Origin of the sequence: Streptomyces sp. NPDC057445 (assembly GCF_042802855.1) — a bacterium.
GTDB lineage: Bacteria > Actinomycetota > Actinomycetes > Streptomycetales > Streptomycetaceae > Streptomyces.
The window spans coordinates 609165-629785 of sequence record NZ_JBHVDH010000001.1; the positions used below are offsets into that span (position 1 = coordinate 609165).

Here is a 20621-nt window from a genome sequence, read left to right on the forward strand (position 1 = left end):
AACGCGGGGCCGGGCGACAACTTCCGACAAGCGCTCACGCATTCCGTCAGGGGGTGCGGGGCACGGCGGAGACGGGGGGTGCGGAGTACTCCGCGGAGGCGGAGGGGCTGGGCACCCGCTCCGGGGCGGAGGTCCTGGACGGGGCGTCGACGCCGGTCGTGGCCGGCGGGGGGACGCGGTCCTGGCGGTTGGCCGAGGCGCCCCGGTAGACGGCGGTGAAGGCGAGAGCGACCATGCCGATGCCCATCAGGAGGGCAAGGATCCAGGCGACGGGGCGGTGCCAGCGGGCGGCGCCGCGATAGGGCCGCAGGGTGCCGCCGTGCGGGCCGTAGGGGTCCAGGTCCCGTGCGGCGCGGTCGTCCGGATCGTAGGCGTCGTAGCGCTGGTGACCGTATGCGCCGCCCGTGCCGTAGCCGTCGTCGTCCGCCGGGCCCGCTCCGGCGCGGGCGCGGGCGGCCTCGGCCTCGGCACGCGCCTGGGCTGCGGCGAGCAGACGCTCGACCGCGGTGGGTTCGTGGATCTCGGCAGCCCGCACGAAGTCCTCGTCGAACACCACGGAGGCGAAGTCCTCATCCGCGCCTCCGCGGTCGTCGTCGGGCTCCCAGCCGTCCGGGAACGGCCTGCCCCCCAAGTCGTCCGGCACGCCTTCAGGGTAGACCTGGGCGGGGGTTTTGGGCAGGGAGTGCGGACAACTGCCCGCACTCGTCGGTCACCGGGTGTGACCGTCGCCCGTGACGATGTACTTCGTCGAGGTCAGCTCGGGGAGGCCCATCGGACCCCGGGCATGCAGCTTCTGCGTGGAGATACCGATCTCGGCGCCGAATCCGAACTGGCCACCGTCGGTGAAACGGGTGGACGCATTCACGGCGACGGTCGTGGAATCGACCAACTGGGTGAATCGGCGGGCGGCAGCCTGGGAGGTGGTGACGATGGCCTCGGTGTGACCGGAGGACCAGAGGCGGATGTGTTCGACGGCCTTGTCGAGGGAGTCGACGACGGCGGCGGCGATGTCGTACGAGAGGTACTCGGTCTCCCAGTCCTCGGCGGTCGCGGCGACCACGACGGCCTTGGAGCCCTCGGCGTGGGCCAGGGTCCTCTCGTCGGCGTGCACGGTGACCCCGGCCTCGGCGAGGGCGCCCAGGGCACGGGGGAGGAAGGCGGCGGCGATGTCCTGGTGCACGAGGAGGGTCTCTGCGGCGTTGCAGACGCTGGGGCGCTGGGCCTTCGAGTTGATGAGGATGTCGACGGCCATGTCGAGGTCGGCCTCGGCATCGACGTAGACGTGGCAGTTGCCGGTGCCGGTCTCGATGACCGGGACGATGGACTCCTCGACGACGGTACGGATGAGTGAGGCGCCGCCACGCGGGATGAGGACGTCGACGAGGCCGCGGGCGCGCATCAGCTCGCGGACGGAGTCACGGCTCTCGCCGGGGACGAGCTGTACGGCGTCGGCAGGCAGCCCGGCGCCCCCGACGGCGTCACGGAGGACCGTGACCAGGGCGGTGTTGGACGAGTACGCCGAGGAGGACCCACGGAGCAGAACGGCGTTCCCGGCCTTCAGGCAGAGCGCGGCGGCATCCACGGTGACGTTCGGGCGGGCCTCGTAGATGATGCCGACGACGCCGAGGGGGACACGGACCTGGCGCAGGTCGATGCCGTTGGGGAGGGTCGAGCCGCGGACGACCTCGCCGACGGGATCGGGCAGTGCGGCCACGTGGCGCACGTCGGCGGCGATGGCGCGGACCCGCTCCGGGGTCAGGGTGAGCCGGTCGATGATGGACTCGCTGGTGCCGGCCTCGCGGGCGCGGGCGATGTCCTCGGCGTTGGCCTTGACGATCTCGGCCGTACGCACCTCCAGGGCGTCGGCGATCGCCAGCAGCGCGTCGTCCTTCACCGAGCGCGGGAGTGGCGCGATATCGGCGGCGGCCGCGCGGGCGCAGTAGGCGGCCCGGGTGACCGGAGTGAGGTTGTCGTACGGCGAGAGCGAGGTCATGACGGCAGCGTAATGCGCCGTCTGCGGGCATCCCGCACGTATTCCGCACTACGAGACGAGCCGGGCCCCGGCCCACGACCTGGACCGGCCCGGCCGAGCGGCCTCGGCGGGGGTTCCCGGCAGCCTCAGAACGGGTGAACTCCGACCGGCGCCGCGGGGGGCAGACCGTAACCCTCCGCGATGCGCTGGTGATACGTCTCTCGGTCGATGACCTCGAGACCGACGATCTCCCACGGCGGCAGCTGGGCACTGGAGCGGTGCTCACCCCACAGCCGGAGCGCCACGGCGGCGGCGTCGTGCAGGTCCCGGGCCTCTTCCCAGTAGCGGATCTCGGCGTGATCGTTGGCGTACCGGCTGGTCAGCAGGAACGGATGGTCATGGGCGAGCTGCTCCAGCCCGCGCCTGACCTCCTTCAGCGGGGCCTCGGCGCCCGATACACAGAGAGTGATGTGCCAGAGCTTGGAGACCACACGGTCCCTGGTGCGGGCGTCCGGCTCCCGGTCCGGCCTGTGCGCGCCCGACGCCTCTGCACGACCGTCCGCCGTGGAGGCGCCCGAGGTACCGGACGCGCCGGTCCGCTCGTCGTCGCGGTCGTCACGCTCGTCGTCGAAGTGGGACCCCGCGTCCACGCTGGTGAGAGCACGTTGCTCCCCCACAGCCCTTCGGGTGCGTGCGGTGCCCCCTGTCCCTCGGGGCGCCGCCCCTGGGCGCGCTCGTCTCACCGGCGGCCTCCTGTTGATGCGTTGTGGTGCTGTACCCCGCCTTGTCCCCGTGACAAAGTCCCCCCACAAAGTTGACCAGTCCGGGACGTGACGTGGGGCGGTTTTGGTAAAGGTCCTTGACGGAAGGCGGGAGTTTCAGCCGTTTCAGGACGGGCTCATGGATGCAGGACGACGAGGTCGTCCCTGTGTACGACCTCACGCTCATACGCGGGGCCCAGCTCCTTGGCCAGCTCCCGCGTGGAGCGGCCGAGCAGTTGCGGGATCTCCTTCGCATCGAAGTTGACGAGCCCCCGGGCAACGGGCCTGCCGTCGCAATCGCGCAGCTCAACGGGGTCCCCTGCGCTGAACTCGCCCTCGACGGCGGCGATTCCGGCGGGCAGCAGCGACTTCCTGCCGTCGACGACGGCCCGGACCGCGCCGTCGTCGAGCGTCAGCGAGCCCTGCGGTGTCGAGGCGTGTGCCAGCCACAGCAGCCGGTCGGCGGAGCGTCGGCCGGTACGGCGGAAATAGGTGCCGGTGTCCCGTCCGGCGAGGGCGTCGGCGGCCCGGCTGGCGGAGGTGAGTACGACGGGAACGCCCGCGGCCGCGGCGATCCGGGCGGCCTCGACCTTGGTGACCATTCCGCCGGTACCGACGCCGGCCTTGCCCGCCGAGCCGATCGACACGCCCTCCAGATCGGCGGGGCCGCGGACCTCCTCGATCCGGGAGCTGCCTGGCTTGCTCGGGTCCCCGTCGTAGAGGCCGTCCACGTCGGAGAGGAGCACGAGCAGATCGGCCCTCACGAGATGGGCGACGAGGGCGGCGAGCCGGTCGTTGTCGCCGAAGCGGATCTCGTCCGTGGCGACGGTGTCGTTCTCGTTGACGACCGGAACGGCACCCATGTCCAGGAGCTGGTCGAGGGTGCGGTAGGCGTTGCGGTAGTGGGCGCGGCGACTGGTGTCGTCCGTGGTGAGCAGCACCTGGCCGACCCGGACGCCGTAGCGGGCGAACGAGGCGGTGTAGCGGGCGACGAGCAGACCCTGGCCGACGCTGGCGGCGGCCTGCTGACGGGCCAGATCCTTGGGACGGCGGGTCAGCCCGAGGGGCGCGAGCCCGGCGGCGATGGCACCGCTGGAGACCAGGACTATTTCCTTCTCGCCTCCGCTGCGGACCTTGGCGAGAACGTCGACCAGGGCGTCCACGCGGTCCGCGTCGAGTCCGCCGGCGGCCGTGGTGAGCGAGGACGAGCCGACCTTCACGACGATCCTGCGGGCTTGCGTCACGTACTGCCTTGCCGTTGTCTGCCTTGCACCTGTCACATGGGTGAATCTATGCCAGGCCGCGACCTCGGTGCTCGGTCGTTTCATCCGCTGGACACGGCTCGCAACGCCCGGGCCACCCCGGCGAGACGGCCGGCGAGAGCGTGCGGCAGGCCGCGGACCAGAGCGCGGGGAAGGCGGCGGGAAAGGCCCCCGGCGACCCGTCGGCCGAACCGGTACACCTGTCGCGCCGCTCGTCCCGGCAATGGCAGGCGCGGCTCGATCCGCCGCCCGCCGATCCGTTCGGTCACGGTCACCGCGTACGCGGAGGCGGGAACACCGGCCGCCGGGTCGTCGAAGTGCGGGTAGGCGAGATAGTCCCGGCTGCCACGGCGCACGAGCTCCGGATGGCTTCCGGCGCTGCCGAAGGCCAGCACGTCGCGAAGCAGATCGGGCCTGCCGAGCCCGGCGCAGGTGAGCCTCAGACGCTCCTCCGTCCTGAGCCTGCGCGCCACCCCGGGCGTCCAGTACGCCGCCATGAGCGGGGCCGCCAGGTCCATCTTGTGCCGCAGGTACTCTTCCGGCTGCCGCAGCACGATGGGGCCGAACTGCGGCAGCAGGGTGACCTTGAAGGGCCTGACCATGAGCTGGTCACGGCGCCTGCCGGCAGGTACGTGCGCGGCGATCAGCCGCATGAGGGCGCCGGCCGACTCGAAGCGGGGCTCGTAACCGACGGTCTTCGTCAGGTGTTTGCCGTCCTCCCGGCCCACCAGGTAGTAGCAGGTCCGGTCGGCGACGACGGACACTCCCGCACCCCGCAGATACGCCTCCATGGTGAACAGGGCGTCCTCGCCCGTGCGCAGGGATTCGTCGAACCTCATGCGGTGCCGTACGAGCAGTTCGCGCCGGAAGAGCTTCTGCGCGCTCAGCGTGAACTTGACGTTGGAGCGGTAGATGTCGGCCCGCTCCACGGTCTGCGCCCACATGGACATGGCGACGTTGCGGTTGACGCCGGCGACCTTGCCGAGCACGACGTCCGTGCCGGCCCGGTCGCCCATCGCGACCATCAGCTCCAGGGCCTCCTCCCCCAGGAAGTCGTCGGCGTCGAGGAAGAAGACATAGCGGCCGCGGGCCATGACCAGGCCGTTGTTGCGCGGGCCGCCGGGCCCGCCGGAGTTGGGCTGGTGCACCACCCGCATCGGCACAGGCGTCCGGGCCGCGAAGTCCTCCAGGTGCTTACCCGTCCCGTCCGTCGAGCCGTCGTCCACGGCGACGATCTCGATCCGTTCGGGTCCCAGCGTCTGGGCCTCGACCGAGTCGAGGCACTTCACGAGATACGGCATCGCCTCGTAGGCGCCGATGATCACGCTGACGTCGGGGCAGGCGAGCGGCTCGACAGGGCTGTCTGACATCCGCATATCGTGCACATCGGACCTATCGGCCCGGGTGACGGCACGCGCAACGGCCCGTGAGTCCGCCCCGGTCGGGGGGAACTCACGGGCCGTGCGACCGAGCTCGTCAGCGGGCGACCGAGGTGGGCGCCTCCGCGCCGTCGGTCTCCCTGCCCTTGTCCTCTGCGCCGTTGGTCACGAGACCGCCGTTCTCGGCGTCCGACTCACGGTCGAGCTCGCCGATCGCCTGCTGACCGATGCGCTGCTCCACACCGGCGTTGCGTGCCTCCGCCTTGGCCGCCAGCACCCCTACGGCCGCGTTGAACTGCTCCATCGACGCGGGCTCGTCGGGTCCGAGCAGATACTTCTTCAGCTCGGCGCGCGCGTCCGCGAGCGCGTCGGCGGCCGGGTCGGCCACGGCCGCCAGGAGCTGATCCAGCTCCTCGGCGCTGTTGGAGAGGATGACCGCGGCCCTTACGGCCGTGTTCTGGCGCTTGAACTCCTCCACGCCCAGCTCCGCGGAGTCCGTCACGGCGTACGGCTTGCCGCTCGCGATGAAGTCCGAGACCACGCTGGAGATGTCGGAGACCATGCCGTCGGACTCGTTGAAGCAGTCGTACAGCTTGGGCTCGGAGCCCGTGACGATCTTGTGTTCCCACCAGCCGGAGGAGCGCCAGTACGCGTCGTTCCACTCGGCCCGAAGCGCCTTGATCTCTGCGAGTCGCTGGGGGTCGGCGAGGGAGACCCTCGACACCTCCGCCTCGTCGCCGCCCGCGCGGCCGGGCTTCGTCAGCTCGGCGAGCCGTGCCTCCACGCGGGCCAGCTCGGCGCGTGCGGCGGCATGGCCGGCCTGCGCGGCGCCGGTCTCCTGGGCCCAGCGGGGGTCGGCGGCCCGCTCGGCGGCGGCCTTCTGCACCATCGCGGTGATCCGCTCGTGGACGGCCAGGGCCTTCTTGTTGCGGATGCCGGTGAAGGGGTGCGGCTTGTAGATGACCCGTACGGGCTGCTCGGCCTCGAGGAGCCGGCGGACGATGTTTTCGCCGGCGAGCAGCAGGGAGGTGTTACCGGGGTTGTTGTCCCAGCCCTCCCACGTGGGTGCGTACAGGATGGTCGGGACGGGGTTCCTGGGCGCCCCGGCCCCGGTGCCGATGGGCGCGAGCTGGGGCCGGCCCACCTCCACGATGTCGTCGTCACGCACGCCGACGTCCGCGAGCGCGTACCGGTCGCGGCCGGCCCGTCCCGCGGTCCACACCTCGTCGTACACCTTGGAGAACGGGTTGACGCTGGCGAGCTTGTCACTGTCGCCGTGACCGATGAAGACGTGCTTCATGGTCGGTACGCGCAGCATGTGGATGTTCTTGCCGACGTTGGCCGGATAGAGCGTGACGCGGACCGTGTCGAGCTTCATCGCCATCAGGTGCTGGCCGCCGGGCACACACAGCACGGGCACGCGGGTCTCGTTGAGCTTCGCGACGAGAGCACGCTCCCGCATGATGATGACCGGCCGCCCCTCGAGCTGCTCCATCGTCTCCAGCCACATGTTGACCTGGTACGCGGAGTCCTCCGAGCCGGAGAAGTACAGGGCGACGGTGGGCTGGTACTCGCTCAGCCACTTCTGCACGGCCTTGAGCACGGCGGGGGCGGACGGCACTCGGCGGTTTCGGCGCAGATACGGCACGAGGGCGGCGGTGTAGAGCAGGCCGAGCCCGATGGTGACGGCGGTGCCGACGTACCCGACGACGTACGCGCCGGTGGCCGCGGCGATCACCACACCCGCCGTCGCGGGGATGTCGAGGTGCAGCATCTTCTCGCTGGACCGGCGCAGCAGGGCGCGCGGCGGGGCGTCCGGGATGCGTACGGAGTTGAGGTCGACGTTGCGGGTGACGACCGGCATGACCCGGCGCAGCCTGATCAGGGTGGTCAGGGCGCCGTGCGGCGCCTGGAGCCCGTAGAAGAGCAGGAAGCAGGCGACCGCGGCGTAGAACAGCGGCTGCTCGGCGAGGCCCTCACGCGCGAGCAGCAGGATGAGCAGCAGCTGGCGGAGCAGGAAGCGGATCGGCAGACCGGCCCGGACCTTGTTGAGCCGGTTGACCAGGTAGCTGCCGCGCTGGTGCAGGAACCAGTCGGCGGCATAGGTCACGGCTGCGGACGCCGCGAACATCCAGATGTCCGGGATCAGCGCGGCGATCATCACGCACGGGTAGCCCAGCACCATCAGGGCTGCCGCGGCCAGCTCTGACCGGCTGCCCACACGTGCCAGGCGAATGGCGGTCGAAATCACGAAGAACCTGCTCCAAAGGTGCCGGTTGTTTCACGGTTGCAAGAAACTGTGAAGGCTGCCCTTCACGAACTCGGGCCTCTGTATCGCATGAGGCGATTTCAGAGGCCCGAAAGTCGATTAATCGAGGATTATTACACATCCTCCTGGCGGTCCAGAACGGACGCCAGCGCCTGCTCGAATCCGGAGGCCTCACTGGCCTCACGGGTCGGGTCCTGCTGCCGTACGTCGACGACGTGACCGGTCAGCTCGGAGAGCAGCACGTCCAGCGAGGTCCGGGCCACGGCCTCGGAGGAGAGCAGCGAGCCCGCCGGCTCCTGGCCGAAGGCCTTGGTCCGCATGGGCGTGGCGGTGCGCTCCGGGTTGACGCAATTCACACGGATTCCTTCGCTCGCCCATTCGTCGGCAAGGGCCTGGGTGAGATTCACCATGGCCGCCTTCGTGGACGAGTAAAGGCTGTATTCGGCGCGCCCGCGGGTGTAGCTGGAAGAGGTGTAGAGGAGCAGCTGCCCCTTGGTCTCTGCCAGATACTTGTAGGACGCACGCGCAATCTGGACAGGTGCCAGATAATTGACGTTCAGCGCTTCCTGAATGGTCGCGTTGTCGGTCTCGGCGAGCTTGCCGATGCGCAGCACGCCCGCCGTGTTGATGACGTAGTCGACACGGCCGCTCTCGGCGTACGCCTTGGACAGCGCGTCGTCCACGTGCTCGGCGTTCTCGACGTGGGTGCCGGTGGTGGAGCGACCGAGGGCGTACACCGTGGCGCCGTACTGCTCGGCGAGGGCCGCGATGTCCGCACCGATGCCGTACGAGCCGCCGAAGACGACAAAGGTCTTGCCGGCGAGCAGCTCGCGGTAGGCGGCCTCGTCGGCCTGGCGCGGGGCGGCGGTGGAGGCCAGCTGGAAGAGCTTGTCGGCGATGAAGACGTCGACCGGCTGGGTCACCTTCATGTTGTACTCGTCACCCGCGACGACGTAGATCGGCACGTCGGGCAGGTACTTGAGCACGACGCTGCAGTCGTCCGTGGCCTGGAAGTTGGGGTCTCCCGCGGCGATCTCGTACGCCTTGCGGATCGTGGAGAGCTTGAAGGCCTGCGGGGTCTGGCCGCGGCGCAGCCGGGAGCGGTCCGGGACGTCCGTGATGAACTCGCCGTCCTCGCCGTGGGTGCGGGTCACGATGATCGTGTCGGCGGAGGGAATGGCGACGTCGACGGCCTGGTAGCGCTCGAGGGCCTCCACACAGTCGGCGATCACTCGCTGTGACAGAAGCGGACGCACCGCGTCATGGAAGAGGACGTTGGCGTCCTCGCCCTCCGCGAGACCCTCGCCGAGGGCCGCGATGGCACGTTCGGTCGTCTCGTTCCGGGTCGCTCCGCCTTCGATCACCCTGCTCACCTTGGTGAGCCCGGCCTTGGCGATGATCTTCTCCACGTCGGGCACAAAACCCGGCGCCATCAGCACGATCACGTCGTCGATGGCCTCGGCCTGCTCGAAGATCGTCAGGGTGTGCTCGATGACGGCCTTGCCGGCGATCTTCAGCAGCTGCTTGGGGATCGCGAGGCCCACGCGCTGGCCGGTACCACCGGCAAGCACGACTGCTGTGGTGCGGGGCTTGGCTTCGTGCGGCACGGACACAGACGACCTCTACCTTGCGTTGAGTGGGGGACGGTGTGATGGTCGCACTCTGCGTGACCGTCCCGCAAGGCGGTCATAGGAGCTTCCACACCCTCTCGAAACCGTTTGTTCACCGGGTGGCCAGGGGTGTTGGCTACCGTGCGCCGATCCTCCGGGGTGATCGACACCACACATTCACCCCGCCTGCTCCTTGGGGAAATCGCGCTCCCGTCGGGCCCCGGACCAGCGCCCGGGCCCGGTCCTCGGCGCCGCGCTGCGGGACCAGGCAGGGCGCAGCGGTACCCGCCCCCGGTCAGCGGTCCGCGACGTCGAGCACCAGCGCGTTCTGCTGGTCGTACGCGAGCTTCGCCGAGACCAGCAGCTGGCGGCGGCCCCTGATCCTGCGCAGGGCCCTGCGCAGGATCAGGAACGGCCGGGGCTGCTGGAGCAGCACCGGCGGAAAGACGAAGACCGAGCTCTTCACCACCACGTCGTCGATGACCCTGCCGATTCTGACGGGCTCGGCGTCCGGGGCGTACCGCAGCCAGGCCTCCCAGCGCTCCTTGTCCGCGCCGCGACACTCGACCACAGCGGCGCAGGACAGGGTGCAGCGGAAGCCTTGCGTGTCCTCCCGGACGCCGGGGAACTCCAGCTCCGCGGCGTCCGCGCCGCGACGGCGCAGCAGCAGCACGGGCCGCTCGGACAGGCCCCCGGCCTCCGCGGGGCCGTGGAAGCGTCCCGAGACGGTGATGTCGCGGTCTGCGACGGCGATGTCACCGGCCTCGGCGTGGACGGGGCGGACCCAGGAGCGCAGCGCGAGCAGATTCGACGGTGTACGGATGTAGGGGACGAGGTGACGCACGCCGCTTCCGGGCGAGAGCCGGCCGGCGGCGTTCATCGAGCCCCGCTGGTCGACCGCGCGGGCGATGATGCCCGCACGCGCGCCGGACGAGGGCTGCTCGGCGTGGCAGATCCAGCCGCCGTCCGCGAAGTCCGTGTCCGGGGGGATGGTGACCGTTCCGTCGGCCCGGAAGGGAAAGACACGGTCCTCCGCGCTCCCGCCCGCGTGCTCGCACACCAGCCGCAGGCCCGGCCGCCGGGCGACTGCCGCCGCGGGGGCGATCAGGGCGACGGTCACGCCCCCGTCGGGTTCGGCGACGCAGTCCGCGAGCGGGGCGAAGGCTTCGGGCTCCGGCGGCTCGGCGGGTCGCGCCGCATCGCGTGTCGTGGTGCCGGGACGTGTCCCCGCGCCCAGCTCGGCGAAGAGCTCCTCGTACTGCTTGGCCACCGGGCCCGGGTCGAAGCGCCGGGCGTTCGCGCGGGCGGCGGCTCCCATGCGGCGGCGCAGTGCCTCGTCGTCGATCAGGCGCAGCAGCGCCTGCGCGACGGCATCGGCATCGCCCACGGGTACGAGCAGACCGTCGACGCCGTCCGCGACGATCTCCCGGGGCCCGTAGTCGCAGTCGGTGCTGACGACGGGCAGTCCGCAGCGCATCGCCTCGACGAGCGTCATACCGAAGGACTCATGGCGGGAGGTGGACACGGCGATCGCGCCCTTGACCCATTCCGGCTCGATCGGTGAGCGGGGGCCCATGAGCAGGACACTGTTGTAGAGGCCGAGTTCGTCGATGCGTCTGCGCAGTCGCTCCTTCTGGTTCCCCCAGCCGCAGATGCGCAGGGTCCACTCGGGCCGGGCCGCCACGACCTTGCCGAATGCCTCGATCAGCACCTCGTACTGCTTCTCCGAGGCGAGCCGTCCTGCCGCCACCACCGTCGTCCCGCTGAGATCGGAGGGGGTGACCATGGGCTCGGGCACGCTGTTCGCGATGGCCAGCACCCGGGTGTCCGGGAGCGGCATCCGCTCCCGCCAGACCGCCGCGTCGCCCTCGGAGACGGTCACGAACGCGTCCATGGCGGCGAGGTGTTCGCGCATCTCGGCGCGCAGCGCGGGCTTGTGGTGATTGTGCGTCATGTGCTCCTGGCCGATGAGCACGGCGTGCTCCGGCGCGAACTGCGCGGCATACGCGACCAGCCCGGGCCGGGTTCCGATGACCACGTCCGCGTCGGAGGCGGCGTAGTGGTCCCGTACCCGCTCGTCGGTGAGCCGGCTGTACTCCTTGAAGCGTGCCTCGTGGGCCGGGAAGCGTCCGGCGGGCTCGAGCGCGAGCGGGTGGTCCTTCTCGTTCCCCGGCGAGGAGGGGCGGGTGTCGACGAGCCGTACGACGGAGATACGGGGGTCGATCGCGAAGAGCGGCTCGTCCCGGTGCCGGAAGACGGAGACGATCTCCACCTCGTGCCGGCCGGCAAGCTCCTCCGCGAGGTTGAGCGTGGTGCGGATGGTGCCGCCGATGCCGTAGATGGTGTGGATGAGGAAGGAGACCTTCATCAACGCTCCGTTCAGTTCCGCTGGGGCACCTTGCCGCCCCACCCCCGCGTACAAGACGGTGAAAACGGGCGACAGGTTGTGCCCCACACGGATCCGAACTGATCTCTTAGTTCCGGCTCTTCGGTTGTCTCAGGCGCTTCCGGCTCCTCCGACGCGTCCGGCCGCCCCCGGCTGCCCCCGGCCGGGGGCAGCTCCCGTCTAGAACGGGTCGAAGTCGTCGAACTCGCGCTGCGACTCGTCGCGCTCGGCCTCACGGTCCTTGCGGCGCTGGGCCGCAGGCCGCGGAGCCTCCATGCGGTGGTCCTCGCCGCGGCGGCCGAGCATCTCCGCGCCGGCCATCATCGTGGGCTCCCAGTCGAAGACGACAGCGTCGTCCTCTGGGCCGATGGCCACGCCGTCGCCCGCCCGCGCACCGGCCTTCATCAGCCCGTCCTCGACGCCGAGACGGTTCAGACGGTCCGCCAGATAGCCGACGGCCTCGTCATTGCTGAAGTCCGTCTGGCGCACCCAGCGCTCCGGCTTCTCACCGCGCACCCGGAAGAGGCCGTCCTCCTCCTGGGTGACCGTGAAGCCCGCGTCGTCGACCGCCTTCGGGCGGATGACGATCCGGGTCGCCTCTTCCTTCGGCTTGGCCGCGCGCGCCTTGGCGACGATGTCGGCCAGGGCGAAGGACAGTTCCTTCAGGCCGGTGCGCGCCACCGCCGACACCTCGAAGACGCGGTAGCCGCGCCCCTCCAGGTCCGGGCGGATCATGTCCGCGAGGTCCTGGCCGTCCGGGATGTCGATCTTGTTGAGGACGACGATGCGAGGACGGTCGTCCAGGCCGCCGTACTGCTTCAGCTCCTCCTCGATGACATCGAGGTCGGAGGCCGGGTCACGGTCGGACTCCAGCGTCGCCGTGTCCAGCACGTGCACCAGCACCGAGCAGCGCTCGACGTGCCGCAGGAACTCCAGGCCGAGGCCGCGGCCCTGGCTGGCTCCGGGGATCAGACCCGGCACATCCGCGATCGTGTAGACGGTCGAGCCGGCCGTGACGACGCCCAGGTTCGGGACCAGGGTCGTGAAGGGGTAGTCCGCGATCTTCGGCTTGGCGGCGGACAGCACGGAGATCAGCGAGGACTTGCCCGCGCTCGGGTAACCGACCAGCGCCACGTCCGCGACGGTCTTGAGCTCCAGCACGATGTCGCCCGCGCGACCGGGCTCACCGAGCAGCGCGAAACCGGGCGCCTTGCGCCGGGCCGAGGCCAGCGCCGCGTTGCCGAGGCCACCGCGACCGCCTTCAGCGGCCACGTACGTCGTGCCCTCACCGACCAGGTCGGCGAGCACGTTGCCGTGCTTGTCCAGCACGACCGTGCCGTCCGGCACCGCCAGCACCAGGTCCTGGCCGTCCTTGCCGGACCGGTTGCCGCCCTCGCCGGGCTTGCCGTTGGTGGCCTTGCGGTGCGGCGAGTGGTGGTACTCGAGCAGCGTCGTCACGGACTGGTCGACGGTGAGGATGACGTCACCGCCACGCCCGCCGTTGCCGCCGTCCGGCCCGCCGAGGGGCTTGAACTTCTCACGGTGTACGGAGGCGCAGCCGTGGCCTCCGTTACCCGCGGCGACATGCAGCTCGACGCGGTCCACGAAGGTGGTCATGGATGTGCCTCCAGAATTACGTACGGAATGTCTACTACGTAACACGCGAAGGGCGGACCCGCTTCCCGTAAGGGGAAGAGAGGTCCGCCCTCGCGAAAGAATCGTTCTACGGAACCTGGATCAGGCGACCGGAACGATGTTCACGACCTTGCGGCCACGGTGGGTACCGAACTCGACCGCACCGGCCTGCAGCGCGAACAGAGTGTCGTCGCCGCCGCGGCCGACGCCCGCGCCCGGGTGGAAGTGGGTACCGCGCTGACGGACCAGGATCTCACCGGCGTTGACGACCTGACCGCCGAAGCGCTTCACGCCGAGCCGCTGAGCATTGGAGTCGCGACCGTTCCGGGTGGACGATGCGCCCTTCTTGTGTGCCATCTCTCCTCAGTCCCTTACTTCGCAGCCGTGGGGATCGCCGTGACCTTGATCGCCGTGTACTGCTGGCGGTGGCCCTGACGACGGCGGTAGCCGGTCTTGTTCTTGTAGCGCAGGATGTCGATCTTGGCGCCCTTGTGGTGGTCCACGACCTCGGCCTGGACCTTGATGCCGGCCAGCACCCACGGGTCGCTGGTCACAGCGTCGCCGTCGACAACGAGCAGGGTCGAGAGCTCGACCGTGTCGCCAACATTGGCAGTGGAAATCTTGTCAACCTCAACGATGTCGCCGACAGCAACCTTGTGCTGGCGACCACCGCTGCGCACGATGGCGTACACGCGGATCTCACTCTCGCTCGGAACGGGAACTCCTGATGCCAGCCGTCCGCACGGGCCGGGGCCCGGGACGATCCGCAATGGATGAACGGCCTCTCCGGGTCGAGGACCCGGAGGGAGGTGCTCAGAAGCTGGCGCGCATGGAAACACGCCGACGGTCAAGGTTACGGGGCCGATCTCAGGGGGTCAAACCGGCCCCCTGCCCCGGCGCGGTCACCCACCCTCACGGTTCCCGTCCCCGCCGGCGACCGGATCCCTCTGGTGGAAGCCCACGGCCACCGGTTGAATGTGCGCTCGTGTCCTTGCGCTCCTTGATCACCATGCCGCGTCTGCTGCGCCACGGCTCCGTCGTGGGCCGCGACCTGCCCCCGGACGAGGCCGTGCTTCTCGACGAACGGCCGGCGCCGCTGCGCGCGGCGGTGGCCGCGGCCGCCGGGGGCGACCACGGTCCCGCCCGTGACCTCCTCGCCGCGACGAGGCACGGCGGCGAGTGGGAGCGCCGCAGCTCATGGGTCGGCGTGCTCGCGGAGTCGGCCCTGCACAGTCCCGGCTGGCTGGACGCCTGGCTCGCCGAGTCCCCAGAGGATCCGGACGCCATGCTGGTCAAGGCCGATCTGTGCATCGACCGGGCGTGGGCGATACGTACGGGCGCGCGTGCCCGGCACGTCTCGCGCGACCAGTTCCAGGCCTTCTTCGCGTTGCTGGAGGACGCCGTACCGGTGATATCGGCGGCGGCCGAGCTCAACCCGGCCGACCCGGTGCCGTGGCAGATCGCGCTCACCCACGCCCGCGGCATCCAGGCACCGCGCGAGGTCTTCGACGCGTACTGGGCCGAGGCGACGGCCCGCTCCCCGCACCACTACGGCTGTCACGCCACCGCGCTGCAGTACCTCTGCGACAAGTGGTACGGCTCGCACGAGGAGATGTTCGCGTTCGCCGAGCGGGCCGCCGACGCGGCCCTGCCCGGCTCCAGGCTGCACGCACTGCCGCTCGAAGCCGCGTTCGAGTACGACATCGTCGCCGGCGCCGCCGGGGACGGGCCGGTCGACCGGTCCCGGATCACCGCCGCCGTGGACCGCGCCCTGCGGCTGTCCTCGTTCCACGAGCCCGGGGACCCCGAGGCCGCAGGCTTCCGCAACCCTCTCGCCCTGATGCTGATCCTCGGCGGCCGCCACGAGGAGGCACTGGAGGTCTTCCGGGCGATCGGCGTGCACGCCCGCTCGTCCCCCTGGAACTGTTTCGGGGACCCGCGCGAGGAGTTCCTCGAGTTCCGCACGGGCGTACGGATGCAGATAGCGAGCCGTGTCCCGTTCTTCTCCTCGCCCCCGGATTCGGTGACCGGAGCCGCCGCCGTCTCCTCCGGTCCCACGGTCCACCTTCTGGCCATCGCGGCGGCCCCGCCGCCGAAGGTCGCAGAGGCGGCCCTGATGTGCGGCGTTCCGCTGCGGATCGCCCCTGCGGGCGGCTCTGCCAGCTATGTGGCGCTCGCCCCCGACGAGTCCCCCGGCAAACGGGCCACCCTGATCGGCAAGGACCGGCTCACCGGCGCCGCCGACACCTTCACCACCGGCGAGAAGTGGCCCGCGCTGGTGCTGCGCCGTGCCGGGGACCGGGCTGGGTTCACCCTGCTCCACAAGGGCAAGGAGGCCGCCTCGCACGAATGGGACCCCGCCGCTCCGGTCGGCGACCACAGCACCGCTGCCGCGACCGCCACCGCGCTCGCCCGGGTGTTCGCGATCGAGGATCCCCGCCCGCTCACCGGCCTGCTGCGCTCGTCCGACGCCCCGGCCCGCCGGCAGACGCAGCTCGTCGCCGCCCTCGGCCTTCCCCCGCTCCCTGAGGCGTTCGGCGACCGCCCCGACGTCCTCGCCGATGTGCCGGGCGCCCGGCTGCTGGAGCGCCGCGGCCTCCTCGCGGGCATGCGCGACACGATGGCCGACGACCCGGACCGGCTCCTCGTCCCCGGATCAGGGACGGACCCGGACCCGCGCCCTGTCCGCTGGTGGGCGCTGCGCGTCGCGGCGTTCGTCCTCTTCGGCGCGGTCGCGCTCCACTCCTGGTGGTCGCCGGAGCGGGGCGTGCTCCGCTCCCTCCTGGTGTCGCTGGTCGCGCTGTACTTCGGCGCCCAGCTCGCCTCGGCCCGCCGGGAGGTGCGGCGTCGCGGGCGGCGTCCTCGCCGACATCTCGGCTGAGCCCGGAGCGGGGCCCGGCAGTATGCTCGCCGGGCGAAGCCAGACACCGGAAGGCAGAGAAGTGAACTACAGGGTCCAGCCCACCGCCCAGGTCGACGAGACCGCCGAGATCGGCGCCGGCAGCAGCGTGTGGGAGCTCGCCCAGATCCGTGAGGGGGCCCGCCTCGGCGAGGGCTGTGTCATCGGCCGCGGTGCCTACGTCGGTACGGGTGTGCACATGGGCGACAACTGCAAGCTGCAGAACTACGCGCTGGTCTACGAGCCCGCCCAGCTCGGCGACGGTGTCTTCATCGGTCCCGCCGTGGTCCTCACCAACGACCACAACCCGCGCTCCGTCGATCCCGACGGCAAGCAGAAGCGCGGCGGCGACTGGGAGGCAGTCGGTGTGAGGATCGACGACGGCGCCTCGATCGGAGCGCGCTCGGTCTGCGTCGCCCCGGTCCGTATCGGACGCTGGGCGATGGTCGCCGCGGGCGCTGTCGTCACCAAGGACGTGCCGGACTTCGCGCTGGTCGTGGGTGTTCCGGCCCGGCAGATCGGCTGGGTCGGCCGGACCGGCGTCCGCCTGACCGAGCGAGAGGGCGAGCCGGGTGTGTGGGAGTGCCCGAGCACCGGTGCCCTCTACGACGAGAAGGACGGCGTGCTCGTCGAGCGCGAAGCCTGAGCCGAGCTCAACTCCTCGGTCGAGCGCGCCGCCTCGGTCGAGCGCGCCGTCCGAGCGGCCCGCACTGCCCGGTGCCGCCCGCGGTCATGGATTCGACACGGCCCCGCACCACCCGGAGGTGGTGCGGGGCCGGTTGCGTTCCCTGCGTCCTGCAGCCCTTGGGCTCAGGCGTCCCGTCTGCTCACTCGTCGCCGAGCAGCAGCTTGTCGAACCCGGCGCTCACGACCGACCAGTCCCACGTGGAGAGCGACAGCTTGGCAGCCCCTGCCGTGGCCTCGCGCCAGCGGTCCTCCGAGCCGGTCCATTCGAGGATCCGCTCAGCCGCTTGTGTCGGCGTCGTGACGATCCAGTCCGCCGGGTACAGCGTCCGTGCCCCGTTCTCCTTGCCCGCGAAGAAGGGCCAGTCCCGGACCACCGGAAGCGCACCGCTGACCGTGCCCTCGACCAGGGCGCAGTGGAAGCTCTCGCGGACGGAGCTGCTGAGGATGACGCCGATCCCGGTGAGCGCACCCGGCACGTCCTCGGTACGGCCGTACAGCTCGACCGCGCCTTCGGCCTCCAGCTCCTCGAGGTCCTCGCGGAGCAGGTTGTCGTAGCGGCGGGCGGCGGCGCTGGCCTTGCGGTCGAGGCCGTCCCCGACGATGACCATGCGGTAGCGGCTGTCGTGCCTGCGCAGCTCGCGCAGGACGTCCAGGGCCCAGCGGGGGTCCTTCGCGACCGCGCTGACGCCCACGAGGCCGAGCGTGAACCGGGCGTCCGGGCTCGTCTTCGGGCGCTGGTAGCGCTCCAGGTCCATGGCGTTGGCGATGACGTGCAGCCGCGGGCCGCCGGGCTCGCGCAGGTCCGGAAGGATGTCGGTCGCCAGGTCGCGCAGGTGGTCACCGACGAAGACGACGTCGTCGATGCGGCTGCGGTCGACGAGGTGCGGCCAGAACGTCCACGCCTCGTAGCTGTGCAGCCGGACGACGATCCGGGTCGTCCCCGGGTCGACCAGCGTGAACAGCGCAGCGGCGTTGGTGGCCCAGTCGACGAAGACGGTGTCCGCCCAGTCCAGGTGGGGCCTGAGCGCGTCCTCGACCTTGTTGCCGAAGCCGCGCTGACCGCCGAGCAGGTACTCCATCATCCGCTGGCCGCCCTTGGCGAGCGGCCGCAGCTCGTCGTCCTCCTTGAGGTCGAGGAAGCGGATCTCGACGCCGGGATGGTCGGCGTACCGGTCCATGATCGGCTGCAGGAAGTTCGCGTTGGAGTACGTCGTGACCAGCAGCCTCAGCGGGCGGTCGGCCGGCACCCCGGTCGCGGCGGGGAGCTCCCGGCCGCGGGGCGCCGAGAGCGCGGCGAAGGCCTTGCTGGCGCGGAACGGCGCCATGTAGCCGTCGGTGTCGGCGCTCAGCGGGGACGACAGGTCGTCGAAGTGCAGAGCCCGGTGGAAGGCCAGCGTCAGCGCCGAGGACAGGACGTGCGCGGCGTGCTTGGCATCGTGGTTCGCGTAGCGCTGGTCGGCGAGGGCGAGCAGGGCCTTGACGGCCCGGGCGCGTCCCTTGGGGTCGTCGTGGCCGCGGGCGATGTCCTTGCGGGCGGCCTCTGCGAGCAGATCCGCCTTGAGCGCGGCGTCGGCGACCCGGCCTGCGGCGGAGTTCAGCACGATCGAGGCGCCGGCCCTGCGGCCGCCCTTGGACATGCTGTGGCTGACCCGGTGCGCCAGCACGGTGCGGGTGCCGTCGGGGACGCGCGGAGCGGACACGACGGCACGCCAGGCCTTGGCGCCGACCGCGGTGCGCAGCACGCGCGGGGAGGTCGCCTTCTGGTACACACCGTTGGCGCCGCGGCGTGCGGTGCGCGACACGCTCCGGGCGGCGACGACGGGCGACGGGAGCGTCCGGTAGACGTTGCGCAGGGCGTAGTGCCCGGGACGCTCGCGGCGGTCCGCGACCGCCTTGAGAGCGGGGGCGATGCCGAAGACGGCGTCGGCGCGCCGGTTGCGCTGGGCGAGCCGCCACACCGAGTAGACGGCCGGCTGGTCGAGCGCGACCAGTACGTCCGCCTTGCGGGCCTGGGAGCGAACCCAGCGGTCACGCTGGACGAACTTCCAGGTGCGGCTGAGGGCGGAGCCCTTCTGGGCCCCCTTGACGAACTTCTCGCCGTGCGCCTCGCCCGCCTCTGGCAGCGAGTGCAGGGCCAGGAGGTCGAGCCCCTCGGGGTCGACGTCCGCGGGCTCGAACAGCCCGGCGAGGCGGACGGTGGCTCCGGCCTCACGGAACTTGTCCAGAGATGCCTTCAGGACCGCGGGCTGAGGCACACTGCCCGCGATCAGGAGTACGTCGATCATGCGGGGAGGCCCTCCACGTCATTGGTCCGCAGGGAAGGGGACGCGTGTCCGGACGTCACCAGTTCCGTCAGCTTGCGGACCGCAGGGCCCATCTGGGCCGCTCGTGCGTACTGGGCGGCGTGCGCCTTCGCCGCTGCCCGCTCCCCGTCCGTCGCCTCGAACGCGATACGCGCGGCGGTGGAGTAGAGGACGGCGAGCTTCTCGGGGTCGAAGCCGCAGGCGCCGGTCCACAGGGGGTGTCCGTTCATCACGGTCGTGGCGTCGTGCTCGACCTTGTGCGCGGACATCACCGGGAGGCCGGTGGCCATGTACTCGTACACCTTGCCCGAGGTCATGTACTTGCCGCCCATGATCATCAGGAGCAGCACGTCCCAGGAGGCGAAGATCTCGGGCACCTCGGCCTTGGGGGCGGGGCCGCCGAAGGAGACCGCGTCACCGCCCGACTGCCGGATCAGCTCCATGTGGGCGTTGGCTTCACGGTGCGCGCCGGAGCCGATCTGGCCGCGGATCTCCAGGCTGGAGCGGGCCACGATCGGGTCCCGCTCGCGGGCGATGCGCCAGCCGTCGAGCACGGCCTTGAGGATCCTGGGGGGCGAGGTCACCACACCGAGGTGGCCGAAGACCAGGCCCTTCTCCGGGTCCGGCTTGCGGGTCGAGGCGGGCACGCTGGCCTCGTCGTACCCGTTGCGGACGACATGGATCTTGTCGGCGAGGTCGGGGTAGCGCTCGCGGTACCAGTCGGCGATCGGGTCGTTGACCAGCCAGTGCGACACGGCATGGGTGAGGACCTTGCGCTCCCACTTCCCGGACACCGAGTCGGGGGCGAAGGCCTCACCGCCGTCGATGACGTCGACCGACCAGCCGTCGCGGAAGTCGATGGCGTACGGCACGCGCTCGGTCTCCCAGAGCTTGAGCGCGGCGGCCATGTTCACGTAAGGGACGCAGGTCGCGAGCACCAGATCGGCGTGCTTCTCCCGGTGCAGTCGCAGGACCGCCTTCTCCAGGTCGTGGCGCCAGCCGCCGTAGATCGGCTCCGGGAAGGCCTTCATGCCCGCGAGGCGGTAGTCCGCGACCCACTTGCCGGGGTTCAGCGCACGGCCCTCGGTGAACTTCCGGAGGTCGGTCTCGAGGTCCTGGCGCACGAGCGGCAGTTCGACGACGCGGACCCGCGGGTCGACGCGCTCGGAGAGGGTGTGGTCGAGACCGAAGTCACGCTCCCAGGACTCCTGCTCGATCGTCACCACGGTGACGTCCCAGCCCTGGGCGATGAACTGGTTGGCCGTCTCGGTCATCCGATAGGCGCAGCTCTTCGCGGCCGGCGGGAAGCCGATCGCCAGGTAGATCACATGCCTGCGCGCGCCGTCGTTCCGGCTGCCTTCGGTGTGCTGGGTAGCAGGGGTGGGAGACACCCCAGAACGCTAGCATGACGCGGCGCTGGCCCCGGCTTTGGCCGGTCGTGCCCCGACCCGGATCCCG

The 20621-nt window shown here is 70.9% G+C and carries 15 protein-coding genes; 2 read left to right on the forward strand and 13 right to left on the reverse strand.

Going from position 1 to position 20621, the window contains the following annotated elements; genetic code table 11:
* Positions 1 to 46: 46 nt before the first annotated feature.
* The 11 genes from ACFU5O_RS02800 to rplU form a co-directional block, all read right to left on the reverse strand.
* The gene (locus ACFU5O_RS02800; RefSeq protein ID WP_384235487.1) at positions 47 to 643 is read right to left on the reverse strand and encodes a hypothetical protein; all 597 of its coding nucleotides are present in this window, start codon (positions 641 to 643) and stop codon (positions 47 to 49) included.
* Positions 644 to 709: 66 nt separating this feature from the next.
* Entirely contained in the window at positions 710 to 1993 is a 1284-nt protein-coding gene (locus tag ACFU5O_RS02805) for a glutamate-5-semialdehyde dehydrogenase (RefSeq protein WP_384235489.1), read from the reverse strand.
* A gap of 125 nt (positions 1994 to 2118) precedes the next feature.
* Positions 2119 to 2715, reverse strand: a complete 597-nt coding sequence (locus tag ACFU5O_RS02810; RefSeq protein WP_384235491.1) for a hypothetical protein — start codon at positions 2713 to 2715, stop codon at positions 2119 to 2121.
* Positions 2716 to 2870: 155 nt separating this feature from the next.
* Positions 2871 to 3977 (reverse strand): glutamate 5-kinase, encoded by a 1107-nt coding sequence (gene proB / locus ACFU5O_RS02815; protein WP_384236387.1) that lies wholly within the window; start codon positions 3975 to 3977, stop codon positions 2871 to 2873.
* Positions 3978 to 4057: 80 nt separating this feature from the next.
* Positions 4058 to 5371 carry a glycosyltransferase family 2 protein gene (locus ACFU5O_RS02820; protein ID WP_384235493.1) on the reverse strand — a complete coding sequence of 438 codons (1314 nt, stop codon included), beginning with the start codon at positions 5369 to 5371 and terminating at the stop codon, positions 4058 to 4060.
* Positions 5372 to 5471: 100 nt separating this feature from the next.
* On the reverse strand, positions 5472 to 7625 hold the full coding sequence (locus tag ACFU5O_RS02825) for a hypothetical protein (protein ID WP_384235495.1): 2154 nt from the start codon (positions 7623 to 7625) through the stop codon (positions 5472 to 5474).
* Between the two features lie 131 nt (positions 7626 to 7756).
* The gene (locus tag ACFU5O_RS02830; protein ID WP_384235498.1) at positions 7757 to 9256 is read right to left on the reverse strand and encodes an SDR family NAD(P)-dependent oxidoreductase; all 1500 of its coding nucleotides are present in this window, start codon (positions 9254 to 9256) and stop codon (positions 7757 to 7759) included.
* Positions 9257 to 9548: 292 nt separating this feature from the next.
* Complete coding sequence (locus ACFU5O_RS02835) at positions 9549 to 11621, reverse strand: glycosyltransferase family 4 protein (RefSeq protein ID WP_384235500.1); 2073 nt, start codon at positions 11619 to 11621, stop codon at positions 9549 to 9551.
* A 198-nt stretch (positions 11622 to 11819) separates the two neighbouring features.
* The gene (obgE, locus tag ACFU5O_RS02840) at positions 11820 to 13256 is read right to left on the reverse strand and encodes a GTPase ObgE (RefSeq protein WP_384235503.1); all 1437 of its coding nucleotides are present in this window, start codon (positions 13254 to 13256) and stop codon (positions 11820 to 11822) included.
* Between the two features lie 120 nt (positions 13257 to 13376).
* The gene (gene rpmA, locus ACFU5O_RS02845) at positions 13377 to 13631 is read right to left on the reverse strand and encodes a 50S ribosomal protein L27 (protein WP_023550764.1); all 255 of its coding nucleotides are present in this window, start codon (positions 13629 to 13631) and stop codon (positions 13377 to 13379) included.
* Positions 13632 to 13645: 14 nt separating this feature from the next.
* Complete coding sequence (gene rplU / locus ACFU5O_RS02850) at positions 13646 to 13966, reverse strand: 50S ribosomal protein L21 (protein WP_384235505.1); 321 nt, start codon at positions 13964 to 13966, stop codon at positions 13646 to 13648.
* A 293-nt stretch (positions 13967 to 14259) separates the two neighbouring features.
* On the opposite strand from rplU, the gene ACFU5O_RS02855 reads away from it, so the two are divergent.
* Positions 14260 to 16155, forward strand: coding sequence for a hypothetical protein (locus ACFU5O_RS02855; RefSeq protein ID WP_384235507.1), 1896 nt, complete (start codon positions 14260 to 14262; stop codon positions 16153 to 16155).
* A gap of 61 nt (positions 16156 to 16216) precedes the next feature.
* On the forward strand, positions 16217 to 16819 hold the full coding sequence (locus ACFU5O_RS02860; protein ID WP_384235510.1) for an acyltransferase: 603 nt from the start codon (positions 16217 to 16219) through the stop codon (positions 16817 to 16819).
* A gap of 181 nt (positions 16820 to 17000) precedes the next feature.
* Here the strand turns inward: ACFU5O_RS02860 and ACFU5O_RS02865 are convergent, their stop codons facing one another.
* Together ACFU5O_RS02865 and ACFU5O_RS02870 are read right to left on the reverse strand one after the other, a co-directional pair.
* The gene (locus tag ACFU5O_RS02865; protein WP_384235512.1) at positions 17001 to 19145 is read right to left on the reverse strand and encodes a glycosyltransferase; all 2145 of its coding nucleotides are present in this window, start codon (positions 19143 to 19145) and stop codon (positions 17001 to 17003) included.
* Positions 19142 to 20554, reverse strand: a complete 1413-nt coding sequence (locus ACFU5O_RS02870) for a glycosyltransferase (RefSeq protein WP_384235515.1) — start codon at positions 20552 to 20554, stop codon at positions 19142 to 19144. Before ACFU5O_RS02870 ends, ACFU5O_RS02865 begins: the two co-directional genes overlap by 4 nt.
* Positions 20555 to 20621 lie beyond the last annotated feature (67 nt).